General features: G+C 67.1%; 24 protein-coding genes and 1 pseudogene. 17 read left to right on the top strand and 8 right to left on the bottom strand.

The window, feature by feature from the left end:
- The first annotated feature begins 433 nt into the window (after positions 1 to 433).
- From ACSHSS_RS30630 to ACSHSS_RS30615, 4 genes are all read left to right on the top strand, one after another.
- On the top strand, positions 434 to 1,174 hold the full coding sequence (locus tag ACSHSS_RS30630) for a gluconate 2-dehydrogenase subunit 3 family protein (RefSeq protein ID WP_006402393.1): 741 nt from the start codon (positions 434 to 436) through the stop codon (positions 1,172 to 1,174).
- The gene (locus ACSHSS_RS30625; RefSeq protein WP_217097099.1) at positions 1,174 to 2,952 is read left to right on the top strand and encodes a GMC family oxidoreductase; all 1,779 of its coding nucleotides are present in this window, start codon (positions 1,174 to 1,176) and stop codon (positions 2,950 to 2,952) included. The genes ACSHSS_RS30630 and ACSHSS_RS30625 overlap by 1 nt, the downstream gene beginning before the upstream one ends.
- Positions 2,949 to 4,358: a c-type cytochrome gene (locus tag ACSHSS_RS30620; protein ID WP_039218296.1), complete on the top strand. Its 1,410-nt coding sequence runs from the start codon at positions 2,949 to 2,951 to the stop codon at positions 4,356 to 4,358. The genes ACSHSS_RS30625 and ACSHSS_RS30620 overlap by 4 nt, the downstream gene beginning before the upstream one ends.
- 143 nt (positions 4,359 to 4,501) lie before the next feature.
- Positions 4,502 to 6,217, top strand: coding sequence for a cation:proton antiporter domain-containing protein (locus ACSHSS_RS30615; protein ID WP_155821791.1), 1,716 nt, complete (start codon positions 4,502 to 4,504; stop codon positions 6,215 to 6,217).
- Between the two features lie 35 nt (positions 6,218 to 6,252).
- On the opposite strand, the gene ACSHSS_RS30610 is transcribed toward ACSHSS_RS30615, so the two are convergent.
- On the bottom strand, positions 6,253 to 8,109 hold the full coding sequence (locus ACSHSS_RS30610) for a peptidoglycan D,D-transpeptidase FtsI family protein (RefSeq protein ID WP_445546014.1): 1,857 nt from the start codon (positions 8,107 to 8,109) through the stop codon (positions 6,253 to 6,255).
- A 385-nt stretch (positions 8,110 to 8,494) separates the two neighbouring features.
- Positions 8,495 to 8,842, bottom strand: a complete 348-nt coding sequence (locus ACSHSS_RS30605; RefSeq protein WP_445546013.1) for a DUF3564 family protein — start codon at positions 8,840 to 8,842, stop codon at positions 8,495 to 8,497.
- Between the two features lie 594 nt (positions 8,843 to 9,436).
- Between ACSHSS_RS30605 and ACSHSS_RS30600 the strand changes: the two genes are divergently transcribed.
- Positions 9,437 to 10,633 carry an SDR family oxidoreductase gene (locus tag ACSHSS_RS30600; protein ID WP_445546012.1) on the top strand — a complete coding sequence of 399 codons (1,197 nt, stop codon included), beginning with the start codon at positions 9,437 to 9,439 and terminating at the stop codon, positions 10,631 to 10,633.
- 55 nt (positions 10,634 to 10,688) lie between these two features.
- Here ACSHSS_RS30600 and hpaR read toward each other — a convergent pair whose 3' ends face one another.
- Entirely contained in the window at positions 10,689 to 11,135 is a 447-nt protein-coding gene (hpaR, locus tag ACSHSS_RS30595; RefSeq protein ID WP_006402383.1) for a homoprotocatechuate degradation operon regulator HpaR, read from the bottom strand.
- Positions 11,136 to 11,285: 150 nt separating this feature from the next.
- Here hpaR and ACSHSS_RS30590 point away from each other — a divergent pair, with 150 nt between their 5' ends.
- The 9 genes from ACSHSS_RS30590 to ACSHSS_RS30550 all read left to right on the top strand — a co-directional run bounded on the left by ACSHSS_RS30590 (position 11,286) and on the right by ACSHSS_RS30550 (position 18,328).
- On the top strand, positions 11,286 to 11,975 hold the full coding sequence (locus tag ACSHSS_RS30590) for a fumarylacetoacetate hydrolase family protein (protein WP_445546011.1): 690 nt from the start codon (positions 11,286 to 11,288) through the stop codon (positions 11,973 to 11,975).
- Entirely contained in the window at positions 11,972 to 12,736 is a 765-nt protein-coding gene (locus ACSHSS_RS30585; protein ID WP_253572789.1) for a fumarylacetoacetate hydrolase family protein, read from the top strand. The genes ACSHSS_RS30590 and ACSHSS_RS30585 overlap by 4 nt, the downstream gene beginning before the upstream one ends.
- Positions 12,737 to 12,758: 22 nt before the next feature.
- Positions 12,759 to 14,222: a 5-carboxymethyl-2-hydroxymuconate semialdehyde dehydrogenase gene (hpaE, locus tag ACSHSS_RS30580; RefSeq protein WP_445546010.1), complete on the top strand. Its 1,464-nt coding sequence runs from the start codon at positions 12,759 to 12,761 to the stop codon at positions 14,220 to 14,222.
- Positions 14,223 to 14,264: 42 nt separating this feature from the next.
- Entirely contained in the window at positions 14,265 to 15,113 is an 849-nt protein-coding gene (gene hpaD / locus ACSHSS_RS30575; RefSeq protein ID WP_012217098.1) for a 3,4-dihydroxyphenylacetate 2,3-dioxygenase, read from the top strand.
- A gap of 35 nt (positions 15,114 to 15,148) precedes the next feature.
- Positions 15,149 to 15,541, top strand: coding sequence for a 5-carboxymethyl-2-hydroxymuconate Delta-isomerase (locus tag ACSHSS_RS30570; RefSeq protein WP_006403681.1), 393 nt, complete (start codon positions 15,149 to 15,151; stop codon positions 15,539 to 15,541).
- A 14-nt stretch (positions 15,542 to 15,555) separates the two neighbouring features.
- A complete protein-coding gene (hpaH, locus tag ACSHSS_RS30565) occupies positions 15,556 to 16,359 on the top strand; it encodes a 2-oxo-hept-4-ene-1,7-dioate hydratase (RefSeq protein WP_105842135.1) in 804 nt (267 codons plus the stop codon).
- A gap of 7 nt (positions 16,360 to 16,366) precedes the next feature.
- Positions 16,367 to 17,173: a 4-hydroxy-2-oxoheptanedioate aldolase gene (hpaI, locus tag ACSHSS_RS30560; RefSeq protein ID WP_445546009.1), complete on the top strand. Its 807-nt coding sequence runs from the start codon at positions 16,367 to 16,369 to the stop codon at positions 17,171 to 17,173.
- Positions 17,174 to 17,288: 115 nt separating this feature from the next.
- Complete coding sequence (locus ACSHSS_RS30555; protein WP_445546008.1) at positions 17,289 to 17,756, top strand: helix-turn-helix domain-containing protein; 468 nt, start codon at positions 17,289 to 17,291, stop codon at positions 17,754 to 17,756.
- Complete coding sequence (locus ACSHSS_RS30550; protein ID WP_060096181.1) at positions 17,753 to 18,328, top strand: PIN domain-containing protein; 576 nt, start codon at positions 17,753 to 17,755, stop codon at positions 18,326 to 18,328. Before ACSHSS_RS30555 ends, ACSHSS_RS30550 begins: the two co-directional genes overlap by 4 nt.
- Before the next feature lie 244 nt (positions 18,329 to 18,572).
- On the opposite strand, the gene ACSHSS_RS30545 is transcribed toward ACSHSS_RS30550, so the two are convergent.
- Positions 18,573 to 19,382, bottom strand: a complete 810-nt coding sequence (locus ACSHSS_RS30545) for an AraC family transcriptional regulator (RefSeq protein ID WP_445546007.1) — start codon at positions 19,380 to 19,382, stop codon at positions 18,573 to 18,575.
- A 95-nt stretch (positions 19,383 to 19,477) separates the two neighbouring features.
- Here ACSHSS_RS30545 and ACSHSS_RS30540 point away from each other — a divergent pair, with 95 nt between their 5' ends.
- Both ACSHSS_RS30540 and ACSHSS_RS30535 read left to right on the top strand, forming a co-directional pair.
- Positions 19,478 to 19,729, top strand: a complete 252-nt coding sequence (locus tag ACSHSS_RS30540) for a hypothetical protein (protein ID WP_035954739.1) — start codon at positions 19,478 to 19,480, stop codon at positions 19,727 to 19,729.
- 80 nt (positions 19,730 to 19,809) lie between these two features.
- Positions 19,810 to 20,769, top strand: coding sequence for a quinone oxidoreductase family protein (locus ACSHSS_RS30535; protein ID WP_445546006.1), 960 nt, complete (start codon positions 19,810 to 19,812; stop codon positions 20,767 to 20,769).
- A gap of 65 nt (positions 20,770 to 20,834) precedes the next feature.
- Here the strand turns inward: ACSHSS_RS30535 and ACSHSS_RS30530 are convergent.
- Positions 20,835 to 20,957: pseudogene (locus tag ACSHSS_RS30530) on the bottom strand (porin); the annotation flags it as partial.
- A gap of 275 nt (positions 20,958 to 21,232) precedes the next feature.
- Between ACSHSS_RS30530 and ACSHSS_RS30525 the strand changes: the two are divergent.
- The gene (locus tag ACSHSS_RS30525; protein WP_445546005.1) at positions 21,233 to 21,733 is read left to right on the top strand and encodes a hypothetical protein; all 501 of its coding nucleotides are present in this window, start codon (positions 21,233 to 21,235) and stop codon (positions 21,731 to 21,733) included.
- A 135-nt stretch (positions 21,734 to 21,868) separates the two neighbouring features.
- Here ACSHSS_RS30525 and ACSHSS_RS30520 read toward each other — a convergent pair whose 3' ends face one another.
- From ACSHSS_RS30520 to ACSHSS_RS30510, 3 genes are all read right to left on the bottom strand, one after another.
- Positions 21,869 to 22,951, bottom strand: coding sequence for a porin (locus ACSHSS_RS30520; RefSeq protein WP_445546004.1), 1,083 nt, complete (start codon positions 22,949 to 22,951; stop codon positions 21,869 to 21,871).
- 210 nt (positions 22,952 to 23,161) lie between these two features.
- Positions 23,162 to 24,229 carry an ABC transporter ATP-binding protein gene (locus ACSHSS_RS30515; protein WP_105841871.1) on the bottom strand — a complete coding sequence of 356 codons (1,068 nt, stop codon included), beginning with the start codon at positions 24,227 to 24,229 and terminating at the stop codon, positions 23,162 to 23,164.
- Positions 24,222 to 25,994 carry an ABC transporter permease gene (locus tag ACSHSS_RS30510; protein ID WP_060042072.1) on the bottom strand — a complete coding sequence of 591 codons (1,773 nt, stop codon included), beginning with the start codon at positions 25,992 to 25,994 and terminating at the stop codon, positions 24,222 to 24,224. The genes ACSHSS_RS30515 and ACSHSS_RS30510 overlap by 8 nt, the downstream gene beginning before the upstream one ends.
- Between the last annotated feature and the right edge of the window lie 70 nt (positions 25,995 to 26,064).

Raw genomic sequence — 26,064 nt, 5'->3', positions numbered from 1 at the left:
TTTTTCAATTGTTGCGGTTTTCGCTGCAATCAATTGCATCTGTTTCGATAGAAATGGAACCGGTTCCATATATAATGCGCGGCACTCGTCGCCCATGTCTCGAATGAGGGTCGTGCACGTTGCGCTTGCGGCACGCAAGTGCGGCGTCTATGTTGAATGAGAGCCATGGCGACGACGGACGGACCCGGCCGGCAGGCCCGAGCCGTCCGCCAATCAGGCCCGTGAAGAGGTCGAACCAGCCGCGCGCCGCCGGATCGGGGCGCGCGGCAGCGTGAGAGGGCGCCGCCGCCTGCGCGGTCGGTGCCCGTGTCGAATTTGCTCGCAGCACACGGAAAAAACAACGACGGCCTGCCGTACGCGGCCGGTTCGTCGGGCACGCCGCATGCGGGATGCGCGTGTTCGAACAACGGTCTCCAACGCCCAACATCCGACCATGTCTACCCCATCTGACAAACCCAATTCGCGCCGCCGGTTTCTGCGCACGTCGGTCGCGCTCGTGCCGATCGCGTCGGTCGCCGGCTGCGACCTGCGTTCGTCGCCGTCTTCCGCGACGACGGCCGGCCACGCGTCCGCCGCGTCGGCCGATGCCGAACGTTCGCCGTACAAGCCGACCTTCTTCGATGCGAAGGAGTGGGCGTTCGTCCAGGCCGCGGTCGACCGGCTGATTCCGGCCGACGCCGAAGGCCCGGGCGCGCTCGACGCCGGCGTGCCGGAATTCATCGATCGCCAGATGGAAACGCCGTATGCGCACGGCGCGACGTGGTACATGCAGGCGCCGTTCCAGCAAGGCGTGCCCGAGCTCGGCTATCAGCTGAAGCTCGTGCCGCGCGACGTGTACCGCCTCGGCATCGCGGCCGTCGATCGCTATTGCGAGAAGACGCACGGCAAGGCATTCGCGGATCTCGACGCGGCGACGCGCGACGCGGTGCTCGGCGCGCTCGAAAAGGGCAGCGCGCCGATCGACGACGTGCCGCCCGGCGTGTTCTTCGGCCAGCTGCTGCAGAACACGCGCGAAGGCTACTTCTGCGATCCGGTGCACGGCGGCAATCGCGGCATGGCGGCATGGAAGATGATCGGCTTTCCGGGCGCGCGCGCCGATTTCATGGATTTCGTCAACCAGAACGGCAAGCCGTATCCGTACGGCCCCGTGTCGATCAACGGGGAGCGTAGCTGATGGCCGCAGAGAAAAAGCCGCATGTCGATGCGGTGATCGTCGGCTTCGGCTGGACCGGCGCGATTCTCGCGAAGGAACTGACCGAAGCAGGACTGAAAGTCGTCGCGCTCGAGCGCGGCGAATATCGCGACACCTATCCGGACGGCGCGTATCCGAACACGATCGACGAGCTGACCTACAACATCCGCAAGAAGCTGTTCCTCGACCTGTCGAAGACGACCGTGTCGATCCGCCACGGCATCAACGATACCGCGCTGCCGTATCGGCAGCTCGCCGCGTTCCTGCCGGGCGAGGGCGTCGGCGGCGCGGGGCTGCACTGGTCCGGCGTGCATTTCCGCATCACGCCCGAGGAGCTGCGGCTGCGCAGCCACTATGAAGAGCGCTACGGAAAGAAATTCATTCCGGAAGGGATGACGATCCAGGACACCGGCGTCAGCTACGACGAACTCGAGCCGCATTTCGACTTCGCGGAAAAGGTGTTCGGCACGTCGGGGCAGGCGTACAAGGTCGGCGGCAAGGTCGTCGGCGACGGCAACGTGTTCGAGGCGAACCGCAGCGATCATTTTCCGCTGCCGCCGCAGCTCAACACGTATTCGGCGCAGCGTTTCTACGATGCCGCGAAGTCGCTCGGGCTGCATCCGTACCGGCTGCCGTCGGCGAACACGTCGGGCCCGTACACGAATCCGTACGGCGTGCAGATGGGGCCGTGCAACTTCTGCGGCTACTGCAGCGGCTACGCGTGCTACATGTATTCGAAGGCGTCGCCGAACCTGAACATCCTGCCCGCGCTGAAGCAGACGCCGAACTTCGAGCTGCGCTCGAAGTGCCACGTGCTGCGCGTCGACCTCGACGACACGAAGAAGCGCGCGACCGGCGTCACCTACGTCGATCCGGCCGGCCGTGAAGTGCATCAGCCGGCCGATCTCGTGATCGTCGCCGCGTTCCAGTATCACAACGTGCATCTGCTGCTGCTGTCGGGCATCGGCAAGCCGTACGATCCGATCTCGGGCGAAGGCGTCGTGGGCCGCAATTTCGCGTACCAGAACCTGTCGACGATCAAGGCGTTCTTCGACCGCGATACGTTCACGAACCCGTTCGTCGGCGCCGGCGGCAACGGCGTCGCGGTCGACGACTTCAACGCGGACAACTTCGATCACGGCCCGCTCGGCTTTGTCGGCGGCTCGCCGCTGTGGGTGAACCAGGCCGGCGTGAAGCCGGTGAGCGGGATCGCGGTGCCGCCGGGCACGCCCGGCTGGGGTTCCGCGTGGAAGAAGGCGGTGAAGGATTACTACGCGCACACGATCTCGATGGACGCGCACGGCACGAACATGTCGTACCGCGACGTCTATCTCGATCTCGATCCGACCTATCGCGATTCGTACGGGCAGCCGCTGCTGCGGATGACCTTCGACTGGAAGGACAACGACATCCGGATGGCGCAGTACGTGACGGGCCAGATGAAGAAGATCGCGGAAGCGATGGGGCCGAAGGCGATCAGCGTATCGACGCGCGAGTTCGGCAAGCACTTCGATACGCGTGCGTACCAGACGACGCACCTGGTCGGCGGCGCGGTGATGGGCACCGATCCGAAGACGAGCGTGCTGAACCGCTATCTGCAGTGCTGGGACGTGCACAACGTGTTCGTGATGGGCGCGTCGGCGCTGCCGCAGGGCATCGGCTACAACCCGACCGGCATCGTCGCGGCGCTCGCGTACTGGTCGGCGCGCGCGATCCGTGAGCAATACCTGAAAAATCCCGCTCCGCTGGTGACCGTATGAAGAGGATCGTGACCCACCGTATCGCGCGCCGCCTGTCGCGCGCATTGGCCGCGAGCGCTGCATGCGCGGCGCTCGGCTTCGGCAGCGCGGCGGCCGTCGCGCAACCTGCGGCGACACCTGCCGCCGCATCGGCCGCGGCTGCAGCCGCGCCGCAGTCCGCCGATGCGCTGGTCGCGCGCGGCGCGTATCTTGCGCGCGCGGGCGACTGCGTCGCGTGTCACACCGCGGTCGGCGGCAAGCCGTTCGCGGGCGGCCTGAAGTTCGACACGCCGATCGGCGCGATCTATTCGACGAACATCACGCCGGCGCAGAAGACCGGCATCGGCACGTGGTCGCTCGAGGACTTCGACCGCGCGGTGCGCGCCGGCGTGCGCAAGAACGGCGACACGCTGTATCCGGCGATGCCGTTTCCGTCGTACGCGCGGCTGACCGACGACGACGTGAAGGCGCTGTATGCGTACTTCATGCACGGCGTCGCGCCGGTCGAGCACGAGAACCGCGCGGTCGACATCGTCTGGCCGCTGTCGATGCGCTGGCCGCTCGCGATCTGGCGCAAGATGTTCGCGCCGTCGCCGAAGCCGTTCGACGCGACGCCGTATGCCGATCCGGTGCTCGCACGCGGCGCGTACCTCGTGCAGGGGCTCGGCCACTGCGGCGCGTGCCATACGCCGCGTGCAGTGACGATGCAGGAGCGCGCGCTGACCGACGCGGACGGCCTCGACTTCCTCGCCGGCGGCGCGGCGATCGACGGCTGGGTGCCGACGAGCCTGCGCGGCGAACCGCGCACCGGCCTCGGCACGTGGAGCGAAGGCGAGATCGTGCAGTTCCTGAAGACCGGCCGCACGCTGCGCACGGCCGCGTTCGGCGGGATGACGGACGTGGTCGGCCACAGCATGCAGCACATGAGCGACGACGACCTGACCGCGATCGCGCGCTATCTGAAGACGCTGCCGCCGCGCGTGCAGGGCGAGCAGCCGCACGTCTACGACGCGGCCGCCGCGAAGGCGCTGCAGACCGGCGACGCGAGCAAGCCCGGCGCGGCTGTGTACCGCGACAACTGCATGGCCTGCCACCGCAGCGACGGGCACGGCTATACGCGCGTGTTCCCGGCGCTGGCCGGCAACCCCGTCGTGCAGGGCGACGATCCGACGTCGCTGATCCACGTGGTGCTCGAAGGCAGCGCGCTGGTCGGCACGCACACCGCGCCGTCGACGTTCACGATGCCGCCGTTCGGCTGGCGCCTGTCGGATCAGGAAGTGGCGGACGTGTCGAACTTCATCCGCACGAGCTGGGGCAACACCGGCTCGCCGGTGACGGCCGCGCAGGTCGCGAAGGTGCGCAAGAGCGTGCCGTCGACGCGCCCCGAACCGCCGCCGGGCGCGCGCTTCCCGCAAGCCGCGCGCTGAGCGGGCGCGGCGGCCTGCCGCGCGCTGCGTCCGACCCGCGCCGCCGCGTGAATTTTTCGCGGCGGCGCGCCATTTTCCCGCCTCATCCCTTATCCTTTCGTTCTTGAACCTTACTAAAGCGTTACACGAACCAGGGAGGGGGGATGCCTCATGACGTCAGCCTGATTGCGTTGCTCGCGGCCGGTTTCGGTCTCGCGATGATCTTCGGTTATCTCGCGTCGCTGCTCAAAATGCCGCCGCTCGTCGGCTATCTGCTGGCCGGGATCGTGATCGGCCCCGGCACGCCGGGCTTCGTCGGCGATCTGTCGCTCGCGCAGCAGCTGGCCGAAGTCGGCGTGATGCTGCTGATGTTCGGCGTCGGGCTGCATTTCTCGCTCGGCGATCTGCTCGCTGTGCGCAAGATCGCGCTGCCGGGCGCGATCGTGCAGATCACGGTCGCGACGCTGCTCGGCGGCGGCCTCGCGCTCGCGTGGGGCTGGAGCATCGGCGCGGCGCTCGTGTTCGGTCTCGCGCTGTCGGTCGCGAGCACGGTCGTGCTGCTGCGCGCGCTCGAAGGGCGCGGGCTCGTCGAAACGGTGAACGGGCGGATCGCGGTCGGCTGGCTCGTCGTCGAGGATCTCGTGATGGTGCTCGTGCTCGTGCTGCTGCCGCCCGTCGCGGGGCTGCTCGGCGGCTCGCCGCCGGGCGGCGAGCATGCGCCCGGCGGCGGCGTGTGGAGCACGCTCGGCGTCACGATGCTGAAGGTCGCCGCGTTCATCGCGCTGATGCTGATCGTCGGCAAGCGCGTGTTTCCGCGCATCCTGTGGCTCGTCGCGCGCACCGGCTCGCGCGAGCTGTTCACGCTCTGCATGATCGCGGCCGCGGTCGGCATCGCGTTCGGTGCGGCGAAGCTGTTCGACGTGTCGTTCGCGCTCGGCGCATTCTTCGCCGGGATGATGATGCGCGAATCGGAATTCAGCCGCCGCGCGGCCGACGAGACGCTGCCGTTGCGCGACGCGTTCTCGGTGCTGTTCTTCATTTCGGTCGGAATGCTGTTCGATCCGAAGGTGCTGCTTAACGAGCCGCTGCACGTCGTCGAGGTCGCGGCGATCGTGCTGATCGGCAAGACGCTGGCAGCCGTCGCGCTCGTCGTCGCGTTCCGCTATCCGCTGAACACCGCGCTGATCGTCGGCGCGGGGCTCGCGCAAATCGGCGAATTCTCGTTCATCCTCGCAGGGCTCGGCCGCTCGCTCGGGCTGCTGTCGGCGGAAGGGCAGAACCTGATTCTCGCGGTCGCGCTGATCTCGATCGCGCTGAACTCGGTCGCGTTCGCGGCGATCGATCCGGCGCTCGCATGGATCCGCAAGCGCTCGGCGTTCGCGCGGCGGCTCGAGGCGCGCGACGATCCGCTCGCCGCGCTGCCAATGTCGACGCCGCAGACGCATCTGACCGGGCAGGTCGTGATCGTCGGCTACGGCAAGGTCGGCACGCGCATCGCGCGTGCGCTCGACGAGCACGGCATCGCGTACGTCGTCGTCGAGCAGAATCGCGAGATCGTCGAGAAGCTGCGCGCCGGCGGCGTCGCGGCGGTGTCGGGCGACGCGATCGAGCCGATCGTGCTCGTGCAGGCCCATATCGCGCGCGCGGGGATGCTCGTCGTCACGCTGCCGGACGTGTTCGACGTGCGGCAGATCGTCGAGATTTCGCGCACGCTGAATCCGACGCTCGAAGTCGTGCTGTGCACGAACAGCAGCGACGAAGCCGCGCTGCTGGCGAGCGAGGGCATCGGCACGGTCTTCATGGGCGAGACGGAACTCGCGCGCGGCATGACCGAGCACGTGCTCGGCAGGATGGCGAAGCCGGTCGCGGCATCGCATTGACGGCGGGCGGGGCGGCCCGCCGTTTCTTCACGCAATCAGCCGGCCGCAGCGCGTTTCGGCGCCGCGTCGTCCGGTTGCGCGGCCGTTCGTACCGGCGCCGCGGCCTTCGGCACGGCGACCGTCTTCTGCGGCACCTTTCTCGTCGGCGTCTCCGTATCGGCTTCGACCGGTGCGTCGGGCGGCACGCCGAGCAGTTGCAGCGCGCCGCTCGTCACCGACGCGAACACCGGGCCGGCCACCGTGCCGCCGTAATAGCCCTTGCCGCGCGGCTCGTCGATCATCACGGCGACGATCAGGCGCGGGTTGCTCATCGGCGCCATCCCGGCGAACAGCGCGCGATACTTGCCCTTCGCATACGACGAGCCGACCTGCTTGCGCGCCGTACCGGTCTTGCCGCCGATCCGATAGCCGTCGACGCGCGCGCGCCGCCCGGTGCCGCCTTCGCCGACCGCCATCTCGAGCATCGAACGGATCGCGGCCGCCGTCTGCGGCGACGTCACGCGATGGCCGCGATGGGCGTCGATCGTCTGCTGGTCGGTGCCGTTTTTCAGCAGCGACACCGGATGCAGCGTGCCGTCGCCGGCATAGGCGGTGTACATCTGCGCGATCTGCAGCAGCGACATCGAGAGCCCGTAGCCGTAGGCCATCGTCGCCTGCTCGATGGGCCGCCAGCGCTGGTAGCTGCGCAGCCGCCCCGACGCGACGCCGGGGAACGTGAGCTCCGGCGCGCGGCCGATCCCGTATTCCTGATATTTGTTCCAGATCGTTTCGGCGGGTAGGTTCAGCGCCAGCTTCGCGAGCGCGATGTTGCTCGACTTCTGCAGCGCCTGCGCGACGGTCAGCGAACCGTGGTTCGACGTGTCGTGGATCACGGCCGGGCCGATCTTGTACGTGCCCGGCGACGTGTTGATGATCGTGTTCGGCGTGACCTTGCGCTGGTCGATCGACAGCGCGACGACGAGCGGCTTGATCGTCGAGCCCGGCTCGAACGTGTCGATCACGGCGCGGTTGCGCAACTGCTGGCCGGTGAGCCGCGCGCGGTCGTTCGGGTCGAACGTCGGATAGTTTGCGAGCGCGAGGATTTCGCCGTTCTGCGCATCGAGCACGACGACGCTGCCGGCCACCGCGTTGTTCTCGAGCACGGCGGCCTTCAGCTGGCTGAACGCGAGCTGCTGGATGCGCCGGTCGATCGTCAGCTCGATCGTCGCGCCGTGCTGCGCGGGCACGAGCGGCCGCGTGTCCGACACGATCCGGCCGAGCCGGTCGCGGATCACCTCGCGCTGGCCCGACGTGCCGGACAGCAGCGCGTTCGCCGCGAGCTCGACGCCTTCCTGCCCCTGATCCTCGACGTTCGTGAAGCCGACCACGTGCGCGGCCGATTCGCCTTCCGGATAGAAGCGCTTCGAATCGGCGATCTGCGTGATGCCGTCGATCGCGAGCTTGTCGAGGCCGCTCGCGGTCTCGGCGTCGACCTGGCGCTTGAGCAGCACGAAGGTCTTGTCGTTGCCGAGCCGGCGCTTCACTTCGGCGAGCGGCATGTCGAGCAGCTTCGCGATTTGCGGATAGTCGGTGTCGGACACCTGCTTCGGGTTCGCCCAGATCTCGTAGGTCGCGAGGCTGACCGCGAGCATCGCGCCGTTGCGGTCGACGATGCGCCCGCGCATCGCGTCGAGCTCGATCGTGCGCTGGTAACGCTTCTGGCCCTGACCGACGTAGAAATCCTGATTTGCGACCTGCACCCAGAACGCGCGCACGATCAGCGCGGCGAACGCGATGAACACGAGAATCACGACGAGCTTCGAGCGCCACATCGGCAGGCGCGACGCGAGCATCGGATTTTTGGTCGCGGACGCATACGGGTCGACGGGGTGGGGCTTTTTCTTCGCGCTCATGCAGTGGCCAGGTCGGTCGCCGGAAGACGGCGGGTCAGTCGGAATAATGGGATTGTAATAAATGAGTAAAGATCATGTGAGGAAACTGTGCGCCGCTCGACGCGCGGCAGCACGAAGCCGGGCGGCGATCGCGGTGAAAACGGCGGGTAAACGACGGTGCGTGCGCGCGATTGCATCGATGCAGTCGCGAACGGCGGCCGGGCCGCGGCGTGAAGGAGGAGCTCGGCGCTGTCGGTGCGCTACGCCACATTGGGCGCGCATCGCTAATGGTGCCGGAATAAAAAAGCGCCTCGGAAACGAGGCGCCAAATTACTGAATATCGAAATAGAAAATCGCCGAGCGGAATAAGCGATTAAATCCGAATCTGATTTTCGTCAACGAAAAACTAGCGGGCCACCGTGATGAATTCCTGATATTCCGGCGAGATGGTGCAGCGATCGACCGCCTGCAGGCGCCACGCGCCTTCGCGATGCTCGCCCGCGAGCACCGCCGTGCCCTGGTCGCGCTGCGTTGCGTCGAACGACAGGCCCTGCAACTCGCAAACCGCGTTCCCGCTGTCGGCCGCGCACAGTGCCATCGCGCCCTCGAGGTCGCGGACCTTGCCCCAGGTGGGCAGGTCGATGCCCTGATGTGCCTCGCGTGACCACAGCCCTTCGTCGGTATCGACCCACAGCACTGCGAACGACTGCCGGGTTGCCGCTTCGCTGCCATTAATGCGAATGGTGAGGCGCATTGGATCGTCTCCTGAGAAATGACAAATTGGACCGTTTGAACTTGAACAGTCTAGATAGACTGTGCTGAAACGCAAGTGATAACCGACAATAAATGCGCATTGCGTTTATTCGAGATTCGGATGAAACGACGTCAGACGAGGACGTCTAATTTGGCGACAGAATGCGCGCGCCGACACGACGGCGCGCACGGCCGCGCGACAGCCGATCGCGCGCGGGAAGAGATCGGATGACCGCAAGCGCGTTCGGCCAGAGCGAGTGGCCCGCCGCCGAAGTGCAGCACAGCGAACGTGCAAATGCGTGCACGCGTGCGACGCGTCCGAACGCCGCGCGACAGAGCCGGACAATCCCGTACAAATCCACACATTTTTACGAAACTTTCAGCACAGACTTCCGCGCGATCGCGCCCCACACTGCGCATTGCCCGACGCTGCGCGCACGGCAACGTGTCGCGACCTCCGCGCGCGACGTGTTCGCCGCAGCGGCCGGTCGCGATCGCCGGCGGCGTACGTGCCCGTCGTGCGGCTCGCTTCCGCGCAGAGCGCTAGCGCCCTGTGCGCGTCGCCGGTCGGGCCGCTTCCTCGAAGGAGACTACCGTGCTGATCTGGAAAACCGCGCTGCCGCTGAACTGGCGCACGAGCCTCGTCTCGCCCGCGAGCGCGCCGGTCGCGGCGGCGAATGTCGAGCGACTCGTGCTGACCGGTGCAACCGGTTTCCTCGGCAGTACCGTGCTGACCGCGCTCGTCAACGCGGGTCTGCTCGAACGCGTCGTCTGCATCGTGCGTGCGCGGGACCGCGGACACGCCGTCGCGCGGCTGCGCGACGCGGCGCTGCGCGCGGGCCTCGCGCCGTACTGGGCGGCGCGCCTCGGCGACGCGAACGTGATCGTCGGCGCGCTCGACGACGTGTGGGACCGCGCCGACGCAGCACGCCTCGCGGCCGCGACGCACGTGATTCATTGCGCGGGCCACGCGTCGGTCGCCGACGGCGCACATCTGCAGAGCGATCTCGACAGCACGCTGCGCTTTGCCGCGCGCTGCACGCAGGCGCCGCATCTGCGGCGGTTCGTCTACGTCGGCACGGCATTCGCGGGCGCGGCCGGCGCCGGCGTCGTGCAGGAAGAGCCGGAGCGTGCGCCCTGCATGGGCGAAACGCCGCGCGGTGCGGTGCTCACCGCCCGCTATCTGCACGCGAAGGCGGAAACGGAGCGGCGGCTGCGCGCGCTCGGGTTGCCGCTCGTCGTCGTGCGGCCGTCGCACGTCGTCGGTCACACGGTGCTCGGCACGCGGCCGGCGCCGAATTCGTTCTGGATGTTTCGCGTCGCGCACGCCGCGCGTCGCTTCACCGCGCGGCCGATGACGCGCATCGACATCGTGTCGGTCGACGACGTCGCACGCGCGACGATGCTGCTCGCCGTCAAGCCGACGCTCGCGCATCGCGTCTATCACGTGTCGGCGGGCGAGGACGCACCGATGGTCGCGCAGATCGTGCGCGCGATGGACGAGGCGGTCGGCATCGCGGACGCGCCGCGCTACGCGGCGTGCGCGCCGGCCGAGCTGCCGCAGGTCGTGCGTACCGTGCTCGGCCGCGCGGATCCGGCGCGCGAGCGCGTGATCGGCGACGCGATGCGGCGTTTCGCGGAATTCGCGACGGTCGACCGCGTGTTCGACAACCGCCGCCTGCGCGACGAAATCGATTTCGAGCCGTTGCCGTTCGTCGATTACGTGGAAGCGTGCATGCGCACGTCGCGCGGGATCCCGGTGACCGACCTGATGCGCGGCGCGCGAGACTGACGGTGCCGCACGCGTACGTACCGTTCGCGCACGGCCACGCCGGCACGCAAGGACATCACGACGACATGCCGTTGCCGAGTTCGATCAAGCGATCGAGCGCGCGATAGATGTCGTCGAGGCCGTCCTGGCCGAAGCGCGCTTCGAGCAGCCGATACTGTTCGTCGATGCGCGGGCCGATCTCCGTGACGAGCTTTCTGCTTTGCGGCGTCAGGCTGACCACGAGCCGACGCTGATCCTCCTGCGCGCGCGTGCGCGTGATCAAGCCGTCGCGCTCCATGCGCTCGAGCACGCCCGTGAGGCTCGGGCTCAGAATGCAGCAGCGCCGCGCAATCTGTCCCGCTTCGAGCGACTGCCCCGGCTCGCCGTCGAGCACGCGGATGATCCGCCATTGCTGCTCCGTCAGTGCAAATTCCTTGAGAATGGGGCGGAACAGGCCCATCAGCGTTTCGCGGGCCTCGAGCAGCAGCATGGCCAGATTGCGATGGTCGAGCGTACGGTTCATCGGGGGATGCGGTGAATGGGACGGATGAATCTTAACAGCCGACGGTGGTGAAATTCGTCTATCAGGGTAATCGAGGTTGTCAGCGTCGCTTTGTTTACTTAAGATGTTAAGTATTGACGATGCGCCGCGACGCGCGGCAGAGGAGTCCCGATGGAGCTGTGTTGCACGACCGCCGCGGCGCCGCCGCTGCCGGTCGCGATCGGTACCGTTTATGGCGCACTGCTGAACGAGCGCGCGGCGCTCGCCGCGCTCGGCGACGCGGTGCATGCGGCGCCTTACGGGCGTCCGCCGCAGGCGCCCGTGCTCTACATCAAGCCGGCCAATACGCACGCGCCCGACGGCGCGGCCGTCGTCGTGCCGGCCGGCGTCGAGGCGCTGGAGATCGGCGCGTCGGTGGCCGTCGTGTTCGCGCGCCGTGCGACGCGCGTGCCGGCCGCCCACGCGCTCGACTACGTACACGGCTTCACGCTCGCCAGCGACATATCCGTTCCGCATCCCGACTACTATCGGCCGGCCGTGCGCTTCAAATGCCGCGACGGCTTTTGTCCGCTGGGCCCGGCGATCGTGCCGGTTTCCGCGCTCGCCGACGTCGACGCGATCGCGCTGAGCGTGCGCATCGACGGCGAAGTCGTCGCGCGCACGTCCACCGCGACGCTGATTCGCCCGCTGCGCGAACTGATCGCCGACATCAGCGCGTTCATGTCGTTCGACGCCGGCGACGTGCTGTTGCTCGGCGTTGCGGGCGGCGCGCCGCATGCACGCGCGGGCAGCACGGTCGAGATCGCCGCCGACGGCATCGGCACGTTGCGCCACGCGCTCGTCGCGGAGGAGGCACGATGAAGACGGCACGCGTCGTCTACAACGGCGCCCTGCATGCGGCCGAGCCGGCCGGCGACGGCGCGATCCGCCTCGATACCGGGCGCGTACTCGGCGAGGAGGCCGTCGCGTGGCTGCCGCCCGTCGTGCCGCGCACGACCTTCGCGCTCGGCCTCAACTACGCGGATCATGCGAAGGAACTCGCGTTCAGCGCGCCGGGCGAGCCGCTGATCTTCCTGAAAGGGCCGAACACGTTCATCGGCCACCGGTCGCAGACGGTGCGGCCTGCCGATGCGACGCACATGCACTACGAGTGCGAGCTCGCCGTCGTGATCGGCCGGCCCGCGCGTAACGTCTCGCGCGCGCAGGCGATCGACTACGTGGCCGGCTATACGGTCGCGAACGACTACGCGATCCGCGACTATCTGGAGAACTACTATCGGCCGAACCTGCGCGTGAAGAATCGCGACACGTGTACGCCGCTCGGGCCGTGGTTCGTGAGCCGCGACGAAGTCGGCGACGCCGGCGATCTCGCGCTGCGCACGACGGTGAACGGCCGCGAGACGCAGCGCGGCAGCACGCGCGACATGATCTTCGACGTGCCCGCGCTGATCGAATACATCAGCGGCTTCATGACGCTCGCGCCGGGCGACCTGATTCTGACCGGCACGCCGCAGGGGCTCGCCGACACGCAGCCCGGCGATGTGGTGGTGACGGAAATCGAACGAATCGGCCGGCTCGTGAACACGATCGTCGGCGAAGCGGACTACTATCGCGCGGGCTGAGCCCGTCGCACAAGGAGAGCAGATGACCATCAAGCACTGGATCGACGGCCGCGAGGTCGACAGCCGCGACAGGTTCGCGACGCTGAATCCGGCGACGGGCGACGTGATCGACGAAGTCGCGTCGGGCGGCGAGGCCGAAGTCGACGCCGCCGTGCGTGCGGCGAAGGAAGCGTTTCCGAAATGGGCGAACACGCCCGCGAAGGAGCGTGCGAAGCTGATGCGCAGGCTCGGCGAGCTGATCGAGAAGAACGTACCGACACTCGCCGCGCTGGAAACGCAGGACACGGGCCTGCCGATCGCGCAGACTGGCAAGCAGCTGATTCCGCGCGCGTCGGAGAACTTCCATTTCTTCGCGGAAGTGTGCGTACAGATGAACGGCCGCACGTATCCCGTCGACGATCAGATGCTGAACTACACGCTGTATCAGCCGGTCGGCGTCTGCGCGCTGATCTCGCCGTGGAACGTGCCGTTCATGACCGCAACCTGGAAAACGGCGCCGTGCCTCGCGCTCGGCAATACCGCCGTGCTGAAGATGTCGGAGCTGTCGCCGCTGACGGCCGACCAGCTCGGCCGGCTCGCACTCGAGGCCGGCATTCCGCCGGGCGTGCTCAACGTCGTGCAGGGCTACGGCGCGACGGCCGGCGATGCGCTCGTGCGGCATCCCGACGTGCGCGCGGTGTCGTTTACGGGCGGCACCGTCACGGGCAAGCGGATCATCGAACGCGCGGGGCTGAAGAAATACTCGATGGAGCTCGGCGGCAAGTCACCGGTGCTGATTTTCGACGATGCCGATTTCGATCGCGCGCTCGACGCGTCGCTGTTCACGATCTTCTCGATCAACGGCGAACGCTGTACCGCGGGCTCGCGCATCTTCGTGCAGCGCACGATCTACGACCGCTTCGTGCAGGAATTCGCGCGGCGCGCGAACCGGCTCGTGGTCGGCGATCCGTCCGATCCGGCCACGCAGCTCGGCGCGATGATCACGCGCCAGCATTGGGAAAAGGTCACGGGCTATATCCGCCTCGGCGAACAGGAAGGCGCGCGGATCGTCGCGGGCGGGGCCGACCAGCCCGCCGGGCTGCCCGAGCGGCTGCGCAACGGCAACTTCGTGCGGCCGACCGTGTTCGCCGACGTCGACAACCGGATGCGCATCGCGCAGGAGGAAATCTTCGGGCCCGTCGCGTGCCTGATTCCGTTCGACGACGAAGCGCACGGGCTGCAGCTTGCCAACGACACGGCGTACGGGCTCGCGTCGTACGTGTGGACGCAGGACGTCGGCAAGGTGCATCGGCTCGCGCGCGGGATCGAGGCCGGCATGGTGTTCGTGAACAGCCAGAACGTGCGCGATCTGCGCCAGCCGTTCGGCGGCGTCAAAGCGTCCGGCACCGGGCGCGAAGGCGGCGAATACAGCTTCGAGGTGTTCGCGGAAGTCAAGAACGTCTGCATCTCGATGGGCTCGCATCACATTCCGCGCTGGGGCGTCTGACGCGCGCCGTGGCGCCGCGACAAGAACGATACGGAGACTACGATGGGCAAACTGTCCCTCGCCGCGAAAATCACGCATGTGCCGTCGATGTACCTGTCGGAGCTGCCCGGCAAGCATCACGGCTGCCGCGACGCAGCAATCCGCGGCCATCGGCTGATCGGCGAGCGCTGCCGCGCGCTCGGCGTCGACACGATCGTCGTGTCGGACGTGCACTGGCTCGTCAATGCCGGCTATCACGTGAACTGCAATGCGCGCTTTGCCGGCACGTACACGAGCAATGAACTGCCGCATTTCATCCGCGACATGCATTACGCATATCCGGGCAACCCGGCGCTCGGCCGGCTGATCGCCGAGACGGCGAGCGCGCGCGGCATCGCGACGCGCGCGCACGAGATCGACAGCCTCGAGCTCGAATACGGGACGCTCGTGCCGATGCGCTACATGAACGGCGACCAGCACTTCAAGGTCGTGTCGATTGCCGGCTGGTGCATGTGGCACACGCTCGACGACAGTCGCCGCTTCGGCGAAGCGCTGCTCGAAGCGATCGAAAAGAGCGATTCGAACGTTGCGTTCCTCGCGAGCGGTTCGCTGTCGCATCGTTTCAACGACAACGGCAGCCCCGAGGAATCGATTCACGAGATCAGCCGCGAATTTTTCCGGCAGGTCGATCTGCGCGTCGTCGAACTGTGGAAGCAGGGCGACTTCAGGACGTTCTGCGCGATGCTGCCCGAGTACAACCAGCACTGCCACGGCGAAGGCGGGATGCACGACACCGCGATGCTGCTCGGCCTGCTCGGCTGGGATCGCTACGACAAGCCGGTCGAAATCGTCACCGACTACTTCGCGAGTTCGGGCACCGGCCAGATCAACGCCATTTTTCCGCTGCGCTGAACGCGCACGCATTCGACATCCGACCGGAGACTGCCATGCCGCACATCGTCGTCGAATATACGGCGAACATCCGCGCCGACGCCCGCATTCCCGAGCTGCTGCGCACGATCAACGCGACGCTGATCGCGCAGGGCGGCGTGTTTCCGATCGGCGGGATTCGCTCGCGCGCGATCGAGCTGCACGACTACTGCGTGGCCGACGGCACCGAAGACGACGCGTTCGTGCACGTGACGCTGAAGATCGGCGCCGGCCGCAGCGAGGCGACGAAGCGCGCCGCATGCGACGCGTTGTTCGACGCGATCAAGGCGCATTTCGCGGAGCTGTATGCGAAGCGTTATCTCGCGCTGTCGATGGAGCTGACCGAGTTCAGCGAAAGCGGCTCGTACAAGCACAACAACATCCACGCCCGCTACAAGCGGGCCGACTGAATCCGAACCCCACCATGCTCGATACCGCCACCATCGATGCGCTCGCGCAGCGTCTGCACGACGCCGAACGCGAACGCACGCAGATCCGCCAGATCTCGCTCGACCATCCGGACATCACGATCGACGACGCGTATGCGATCCAGCGCGCGTGGGTCGCGCTGAAGCTCGCGGAAGGCCGCACGCTGAAAGGGCACAAGATCGGCCTCACGTCGAAGGCGATGCAGAACGCGTCGCAGATCGACGAGCCGGACTACGGCGCGCTGCTCGACGACATGTTCTTCGAAGACGGCGGCACGATTCCGACCGATCGCTTCATCGTGCCGCGCGTCGAGGTCGAACTCGCGTTCGTGCTCGGCAAGCGCCTGAGCGGCCCGAACTGCACGATCTTCGACGTCTACGACGCGGTCGACTACGTGGTGCCCGCGCTCGAGATCATCGACGCGCGCAGCCAGTCGATCGATCCGGACACGCAGCGTCCGCGCAAGGTGTTCGACACGATCGCCGACAACGCGGCGAACGCGGGCGTCGTGATCGGCGGGCGGCCGGTGAAGCCGCACGATGTCGATCTGCGTTGGGTCGCGGCCATCATGTCGCGCAACGGCGTGGTCGAGGAAACGGGCGTCGCTGCGGGCGTGCTGAATCACCCGGCGAACGGCGTCGCGTGGCTCGCGAACCGGCTCGCACGCTTCGACGTCGCGCTCGAGCGCGGCCAGATCGTGCTCGGCGGGTCGTTTACGCGGCCGTGCGCGGCGCGTCGCGGCGACACGTTCAGTGTCGACTACGGCCCGCTCGGAACGATTCAGTGCTACTTCGGGTGAACAGACGATGCAGATGCCGACGAATACGTTCAAGGCCGCGCTCGCGCGCGGCGACGCGCAGATCGGGCTGTGGCTCGGTCTCGCCAATCCGTACAGTGCCGAAATCGTCGCGGGCGCCGGTTTCGACTGGCTGCTGATCGACGGCGAGCACGCGCCGAATACGGTGCCGTCGATCGTCGCGCAGCTGCAGGCGATCGCGCCGTATCGGTCGCAGCCGGTCGTGCGCGTGCCGTGGAACGATCCGGTGATCGTCAAGCAGGTGCTCGATCTCGGCGCGCAGACGCTGCTCGTGCCGATGGTGCAAAGCGCCGACGAAGCGCGCGCGGCGGTGGCGGCCACACGCTATCCGCCGCACGGGATGCGCGGCGTCGGCAGCGCGCTCGCGCGTGCGTCGCGGTGGAATCGCGTGGGCGACTACCTGCATCGCGCGAACGACGAGATGGCCGTGCTCGTGCAGGTCGAGACGCGCGCGGGACTCGACGCGATCGACGCGATTGCGCGCGTCGAAGGGGTGGACGGAGTGTTCATCGGGCCCGCGGACCTGGCCGCCGATCTCGGGCACCTCGGCAATCCCGGGCATCCGGACGTGCAGGCGGCGATCGACAGTGCGATCCGGGCGATCAAGGCGGCCGGGAAGGCGCCGGGAATTCTCAGCGCGGATGAAGCGGCCGCGCGGCGTTACCTCGAAGCGGGCGCGCTGTTCGGCGCGGTCGGCGTCGATACGACGTTGCTGGCAAGGAGCGCGGAGCGGTTGGCGGCGCAGTTCAAGGGGAAGGCGGGCGAGGCCGGGAAGACGGGGGATGGGACGTATTGAACGATGAAGCCGGCTGCGCTCGGAGTATTTGGGGTTCGTTCAAATTTCGTTTATTGCGAATTTCGTTTATTTCGAATAGACTGCTGAAATCCTGAAATTCCGATTGGAGAACGCAATGCATTACGCCACGACACCCGACATGATCTTGCCCGTCGAGCGCGAGATGCAGGCGGCCGTCGAGGGGCAACGCATGCTGGCGGCTTATCTCGCAACACGGACCGATACGCAGCGCATTCAGATTTTTGATGACGAGAACCGAGCCCATCAGGTCGAGCTGCCGACGTCCGCACTTCGTCTGCTGGTGGATATTCTCGCGGAATTGGCGGATGGCAACGCTGTCAAGGTTGTGCCGGTTCATGCGGAATTGACGACGCAGGAAGCGGCAGATCTGCTCAATGTCTCCCGCCCGCATCTGATCAAGCTGCTTGAGTCGAATGCATTGCCCTATCACCGGACCGGCAAGCATCGGCGCGTGCGGTTTTCGGATCTGATGCGCTACAAGGCTGAGCGCGACCAAGAGAGTGCTGACGCAATGGAAGAACTGAGCAAGCAGGCACAGGATCTGCGGATGGGCTACGAATGACGCATTCGCCATTTACGGCGATCTACGATGCCTGTGTGCTTTATCCCGCGCCGCTTCGCGATTTCCTGATGCGGCTGGCGTTAAGTGGATGTTTCCGGGCGCGGTGGAGCGCACATATTACCGACGAGTGGAAGCGCAATCTGTTGGACAACCGTCCGGATTTGACAGCGGAACAGCTTGATCGAACCTCGAGTTTGATGGATCGAGCGATACCGGATGCCGTCGTGACCGGTTATGAATCGTTGATTGCCGGGCTTGTTCTCCCGGATGCCGACGATCGTCACGTGCTTGCCGCTGCAATCCGTTGCAACGCCAGCGTGATCGTGACGTTCAATCGAAAGGACTTTCCGGAAGAGGCGTTGTTGCCGTACGGCATCGAGGCCCAGCATCCAGACGAGTTCGTCGATAATCTTTTCGACCTCGAACCCGCAGTGGTCGTTGCGGCCGCGCGACGACAGCGAGAGGCGCTTAAACAACCACCGTTGACTGCAGACCGGTACCTCGAGATCTTGCGACGACAAGGCATGGTGCAGACGTGTCAGTCGCTCGACGCCTATCGAGCACTTCTTTGAACGGGTGTTGTGCGGTGCGCGGATTCAGTAATGTCATGTGACCGCGCGTCGATGCTTTCGCCATCTAACGTCCATACGTTCCGGCCGGCGTCGTGCTCTGCGATTGCCGTCACCGGTATGCTTCGCGATCACGAACGCGGCGCACGGGTGGCGAACGACGAATTCGCTGCTTGCAGTTTTCAACAATGCCGTGCGCGTTACATTCGGCGGCGTCTAGCCGATCGGCACCGGCGCTGCATGTGAATCATGACGAAGTTCGCTCCTTGCTGGCTTCAAGTCGCGCCAGCTCCCCATACTTCCCCGGCGTCGTCCCGAGCGCACGCCGAAACATGTCGATGAACGCGCTCACGTTCTCGTAGCCGAGATCGAGCGCGATCGTCGTGACCGGCACACCGTCGGCCACTTTCTCTAGCGCGCGCATCAGCCGCGCCTGCTGACGCCACTGCGCGAACGTCAGCCCCGTCTCCGCGACGAAACGCCGGCTCAGCGTGTGTGCGCCGAGCCCGGCCCAGCGCGCCCAGTCTTCGAGCCGGCGGTTGTCGGCCAGATCGGCGGCGAGCGCATCGGTGATCCGCACGAGCCGTGGATCGCGCGGCCGCACGAGCCCGAGCGACTGCGCGTCCGCCGCGGCGATCTCGTCGACGATCACGTCGGCGATCCGCGCCTGCGCGGCGTCGAGCGCCGATCCATCCCAAGTCGCGGCGCGCCGCACGGCTTCGCGCAGCAACGGCGTCGTACGGATCGCGCGCGGTTCCGACGGCAAGGCGCCGCAGCGCGCCTCGGCCACGAACACCGACCATCCCGAAAACGGTCCGAACGACTGCAGCCCGTGCCGGCAGTGCGGCGGAATCCAGATCGCATGGATCGCCGGTACGACCCAGTCCTGATCGTCGAGCCCGATCGACAGCAGCCCGCTCAAGGCGCCGACGAGCTGCCCGCGCGCATGCGCATGCGGCGCGGTCGTACGCGCATCGCGCTGCGTGAGCACGGCCGCGGCGACGAACGGACCGTCGTCGCTGAGCACGAGCCGCGCGGGAAGAAGGGGGGTGGACATGGCCGAATCTCCGTATCGAATGGCTTTTATACCGGAGATCGGCATCGATCGCACGCGTAAATTGTGCGCTTCGATCACAGACATGGAGCCGGACGATGCGAGCCGAACAATTGCTTCCCGACGATCAGGACCGGCTCGATGCCGGCGACACGACGATCCGTAAGGGCACCGTCGGTGCGTTTCTGATCAACGCGCGCGTGCTGACCGACCCGCATGCGTCGACGGAAGAGCGCGCCCGCGCAGAGGCCGACGTGCTCGACGCATTGCCGGCGCTGCGCGCGCTCGGGCTGTTCGAGGTGCTCGACGTGCGCGATCGCGCGCTGCGCGCGTGGCTCGACGCGCATTGAGGGGTGCGCGCGACAGCGCGACGTCAGGCGTACGCGTGCGGCCAGCCCGGTATTCACATCAGCACATTCGAGGAATCGACATGAAAGCGGCAGTCATGAAGGGGCCCGGCGAAGGGCCGGTCTATATGGAATTCGACGCGCCGCACGCGCAGCCGGGTCACCGGCTGATCGACGTGACGGCGTCGGCGGTGAGCCGGCTGGCGCAGGGGCGCGCGTCGGGTGCGCACTACTCGTTCGACGGGCGTTATCCGTTCGTCGTCGGCGTCGACGGCGTCGGGCGGCTCGACGACAGGCAGCGCGTTTACTTCTTCAGCGCCGCGGCGCCGTTCGGCGCGATGGCCGAGCGCACGATCGTGCCCGATACGCAATGGGTGTCGCTGCCGGACGATCTCGACGACGTCACGGCCGCCGCGATCGCGAATCCTGCGATGTCGTCGTGGGCGGCGCTGACCGAACGCGCGCGCATGACGCGCGGCGAGACGGTGCTCGTCAACGGCGCGACGGGCGCGTCGGGCCGGCTCGCGGTGCGGGTCGCAAAGCACCTCGGCGCCGCGACGGTGATCGCGACGGGACGCAACACGGCCGCGCTCGATGCGTTGCTGGACGCCGGTGCGGATGCCGTCGTGCCGCTGCAGCAGGACGCGGCGGCGCTCGCGCGTGCGCTCGAGCCGCACTGGCGTGCGGGCGTCGACGTCGTGCTCGACTATCTCTGGGGCGAGACCGCGCGCACGCTGCTGACGAGCGCGGCGCAAAACGTGCCAGCGGGACGCGCGCTGCGCTTTGTGCAGATCGGCTCGATGGGCGGCGGCGACGTGTCGCTGCCGGGCGCCGTGCTGCGCGCCGCGGCGATCGAACTGATGGGCAGCGGGCTGGGCAGCGTGCCGCTGCCGCGGTTGCTCGCGGTCGCGCGCGGCGTGTTCGACGCCGCCGCACGCGCACGGCTGACGCTCGACACACGCGTGGTGCCGCTGTCGGCGGTCGGTGAGCACTGGAGCGACACGAGCAGTGCCGTTCGTACGGTGTTCACGATGGGAGCTTGAAGGCTAACCGCCGTGCTACGCCGTGGGCGACATGCGTGCCGTCGCCCGCGTCATCGAGCGCGGCGTCAAAACCGCTGCTGAATCCCCGCCGTCACGCCGACCTGTGTCGCGCCATACCCGGCGAAATCGCGCGACACATCCACCTTCCGGTCGTGCTTGGCGTTCGCGATCGCGAACGCGCCGGAGGCGCGCACTGAATGACGCATTCACTGTTTGCAGTCTTCAACAATGCCTGTGTGCGTTATGTTGCGCCGCCGGCTTGTCTGCGGAACGCATCAGGCACCGCGTTTCCGCCCGAAACGGCGACCGTATGTGCAAGGCCAGCATGCGGAGCTGGAACGCCCCGCGTTCGGGATTCGATTGTGCGGACCATGACAGGCGAGGCACCATCGCGCCGGCGACTTCATCACATTTCCCGACGACGGACGATCATGCTGCCCAAACCCATAACGGTGTATTTCGAATGAACGGATTGGCGACAGGTGTGCAAGCGGCCGGCATGCTCGCACTCGCGGCCGTCGTCCTGCTCGGAATCACGGCAGGGCTGCTGATCGTCGTCTTATACAGCTTCTCGCGCCAGGAGGGACGCCTCGGACGAATGAAGTCGGGAATGAAGGTGCTCGGTTCCGCTCTGGCAATTGTCATCTTGCTGTTCTGCGCCGGCGCCTACTACAAGGACGCTCGCTTACGTGCACGCGCGACGCAGTTCGTCACCGAACTTTCCCGGGGCGACGGGGGACGCTACGCCGCGCGATATGCGTACCTCGGAGGGGAGCGAATCCTTTTGCGGCTCTATCGGACCTCCGATATGCAATTGCTTGCCGAGCGCACGTACGCGTACCCCGATGCCGTCCGCTTGATATGGACCAAGGAATCGTTGATCTTCGATACCGCCGTCGACCATGATGGAGAGATCAGGTTGCCGCCCACCGGCTTTGATCGACTCAAAGCCATGTTGCCGTAGTAGGCGGCGCTCCTGCGTGAGCGACTTCATCCGAGTGTGAAAAGGCGTCGCACGACGGCGCGCGAGCGCAGATGACCGCGCCGCGCACAGGCACGGGTGACGTGCGTACCGCCGCCCGCGTCATCGAGCGAGATGTCAAAACCGCTGCTGAATCCCCGCCGTCACGCCCACCTGCGTCGTGCCGTACCCGGCGAAATCGCGCGACACGCCGACCTTCTGATCATGCTTCGCGATCGCGAACGCGCCCGACAGATACAGCACCGTGCGCTTCGACAGCGCGTAGTTCGCGCGCATCGACACGAGCGTCGGATCGGCGTCGGTGCCGCCCTTGATGTCCTGGTGATAGACGGCAGCGATCAGCGAGAACGTCGGTGTGAACTGGTACGACCCGCCGACCCAATACGTGTCGCTCAACTGGTTCGCGGCGCTCGTGTGAAACGTGCGCCGATAGTTGCGATAACCGGCCATCGTCTTCAGGTTGCCGAAGTCGTAGCTGAGGCCCGCGTGGATTCCCTGGATGTAGTTGACCGTGTCGGCGGGCGTGACGCTGTCGGCCGCGCCGTTCTGCCGGTCGAACGTGACCACGGCCGCGAACGGTCCCGTCTCGTAGCCGAGCGCGACGTCGTACTTCGAGCTGGTCTTCACGCTGCCCGGCACGTTGCCGAAGCCGTACATCGCGCCGAACTTGAAGCCGCCGAACTCGCCGTCGTAACGCACTGCGTTCGACGAGCGCGTGAACATGCCGTCCTTGCGGCTGCCGGTCGCCATCGACGACGTCGCCCACGAGTAGTTCTGCGCATAACCCATCGGGTCGAACGGCAGCAGGTAGTCATAGGTGACGGTGTAGTTGCGGCCGAGCGTCAGCTCGCCCCATTTGCCTTTCAGGCCGACCGTCGCACGGCGCGCGAAGATCGAGTCGGGGCCGTCGTCGAATGCGCCGTTCGCGAGATCGATGCCGCTTTCGAGCCGGAACACGGCCTTCAGGCCGCCGCCGAGATCCTCGACGCCGCGCAAACCCCAGCGCGACGTGTTCTTGTTGCCCGACTTCAGCTTGACCGAGCTGCCGCCTTCCGGCGCCGCGTGGTTCGTGTACTCGATGCCGGCATCCATGATCCCGTACAGCGTGACCGACGATTGCGCGTGCGCGGCGCCGGCCGCGAGACCGGCGACGGCGGCCGAGCCGGTCAGAACGGCGGCGCGAAGGGAACGTGACTTCATTGACGGTGTCTCCTTGGTTCTTGTGGTTGAGGTGAAACGGATGCGGCGCGCAGCCGACCGCGGCGGACGCCGCCGGCCGTCTGCGCGCAAATGCACGCGAGCGCGTGGTGCGATGGGAGCGGCGTGCATACGTGCGGCGTGCATACGTGCGGCGTGCACACGTGCGGCATGGGTGCGGTATGCAGCCGCGCCACGCACACGCCGCCCGGGTCAGCCCGCTTTCGCGAATGCCCAGCAGTCGTTGGCCGGAAACTCGATCCAGTGCTTGCCGGCCGCACGCGGCACGTGGCCGAACGCGCGCAGCCGCATGTCGCCGCAATGGAACAGGTATTCCCAGCGGTCGCCGAGATACATCGACGTGACGAGGTCGGCCTGCAGCCGGTTGGCGCCGGGGCCGTCCGCGACCTGCACGCGCTCGAGGCGGATCACGGCCTGCGCGGGCTGGCCCGGCGCGAGCGTGTCGCGCGCGAGCGCGCGCAGCTGCCAGCCGTCGCCGGCGAGCGTCACGCATTCGCCGTCGACGGCCGCGACACGCGCGTCGATCCGGTTGTTGCTGCCCATGAACTCGGCCGTATACAGCGAGCGCGGCGCGCCGTACAGCTCGGCCGGCGTGCCTTCCTGCTCGATGCGGCCGTTGCGCAGCAGCAGGATGCGGTCGGACATCGCCATCGCTTCGGTCTGGTCGTGCGTCACGCAGAGCGCGGAGAGCCCGAGCGACACGATCAGCTCGCGCAGCCACGCGCGCGCTTCCTCGCGCAGCTTCGCGTCGAGGTTCGAGAGCGGCTCGTCGAGCAGGATCACGGGCGGGTTGTAGACGAGCGCGCGCGCGATCGCGACGCGCTGCTGCTGGCCGCCCGACAGCTGATGCGGAAAGCGTTCCGCGAGGTGGCCGAGGCCGAGCTGCTCGAGCGCGTTCTGCACGCGGCGTTTCTGTTCGGCCGCGGCGACGCGGCGCAGCTTCAGGCCGTAGCCGACGTTGTCGGCGACGGTGCGATGCGGCCACAGCGCATACGACTGGAACACGAGGCCGAGCGAGCGCTGCTCGACGGGCAGATCGACGCGCTGCGCGCCGTCGAAGAACACGCGATCGTCGAGCTGGATGCGCCCGTCGGACGGCTGTTCGAGGCCGGCCACCGCGCGCAGCAGCGTCGTCTTGCCGCTGCCCGACGCGCCGAGCAGACACACGACTTCGCCGGCCTTCAGTTCGAACGACACGCCTTTCAGGATCGGATTGGCGCCGTAGCTGAGATGCAGATCGTCGACGATGAGCTTATCCATGAAGTTTCACTCCGAAACGCAGGGCCACGCCGAGACCGACGCCGACCATCGCGATGTTGATGACAGAGAGCGCGGCGACCTGATCGACCGCGCCGGTCGCCCACAGCGACACGAGCAGCGCGCCGATCACTTCGGTGCCGGGCGACAGCAGATAGACGGCGGTCGAGTATTCGCGCTCGAAGATCATGAAGATCAGCAGCCACGCGGCGAGCAGGCCGAAGCGCACGAGCGGCAGCGTCACGTCGAGCGAGACGCGGCTGCGCGTCGCACCGACGCTGCGTCCGGCTTCCTCGAGCTCGGGGCCGACCTGCAGCAGCGCGCTCTGGATCAGCCGCATCCCGTACGCGAGCCACACGACCGTGTACGCAATCCAGATGCTCCACATCGAGTTCTTCAGCTCGCGCAGCCCGGGCACGAACAGGAAGATCCAGAGGAACGCGAGACCGGCGAGCAGGCCCGGCACCGCGCGCGGCAGCAGCACGAGGTAGTCGAGCAGCTTCGTCGCCCAGTCGTGGCGGCGATGGCCGGCGAACGCGACGAGCGAGTAGAAGCCGACCGCGAGCGCGCCGCCGATCACGCCGATGCCGAGCGTGTTGACGATCGCGCGCACGAGGTTGTCCTGTTCGAACAGCTCGGTGAAGTTCGCGAGCGTCAGCACTTCGCCGAGCGCGACGCCTTCGCCCCAGTTCGTGACGAACGCGCGCAGCACGATCCCGGAGATCGGCACGATCACGGTCAGCGTGAGCCACAGCGCGACGATCGCGAGCGCGACCCAGCGCCACACGCCGAGCGGCAGCACGGTCGAGCGGCCGGCCTTGCCCTTCACGGTGACGAAGCGGTTGGCCGTCTTCAGCAGGCGGCGCTGCAGCAGCACGAGCGGAAACGTGATCGCGACGATGCAGACGGCAACGGCCGCCATCAGGTGATACGACGGCACGCCGAGCTTGTTGGTCAGCTTGTACAGATAGGTGGCGAGCACGAGATGGCCTTCCGGATCGCCGAGCACGAGCGGCAGCCCGAACACCTCGAAGCCGAGGAAGAACACGAGCACGCCGGCGAACAGCAGGGCGGGCATCGTCATCGGCAGGCTCACGTCGAGCGCGACGCGGAACGGCCGCGCGCCCGTCACGCGCGCCGCTTCCTCGACGTCCGAGCCGAGATTGCGCAGCGCGGCCGACGAGTACAGATAGACGTGCGGCACGTGCGTGAGGCCGACGATCACCGTGATCGCGAAGATCGAATAGACGTTCCACGGCACGCTCTGCGCGCCGAACAGTTCCTTGAACCACACCGAGTAGAAGCCGACCGGGCCGGCCGCGACCACGTAGCCGAACGCGAGCACCATCGGCGACACGAACACGGGCGTGAGCAGCAGCGGTTCGAGCCAGCGGCGGCCGGGCAGGTCGGTGCGCACCATCAGGAACGCGAGGATGCCGCCGAGCGGGATCGAGATGAACAGCATCCCGCCGGCGATGATGAACGAGTTCTTTACGGCCGACCAGAAGTCGGGGTCGTGGAAGATGAAGCGGAAGCCTTCGATGCCGAGCGTCTTGTTGGCGTCGAAGAACGGCGCGGACAGCAGGCTCTGGAACAGGATGAAGCCGAGCGGCAGTGCGACCGCGACGGTCAGCACCGCGACGACGATCCAGCGCAGCATGCCGGCGAGCGGCTGCAGGCTGCGCGCCGGCAGCGCGGGAATCGCGTCGCCGTTGCCGGCGTGGGGCGGAACGGCGGCGGCCGCTCCGCGTGTGCTGGTTGAAAGCATGAGTTCGCCCCTGCGGCCATCGGAATGGCCGCCGCAAGGAAAATCGGAAAGGGGAAGGGTGCGGCCCGCG

The sequence above is a fragment of the Burkholderia sp. BC1 genome, from assembly GCF_052683555.1.
Note: the sequence above shows the minus strand (reverse complement) of the source record. Positions and strands in the feature narration are given on the sequence as shown.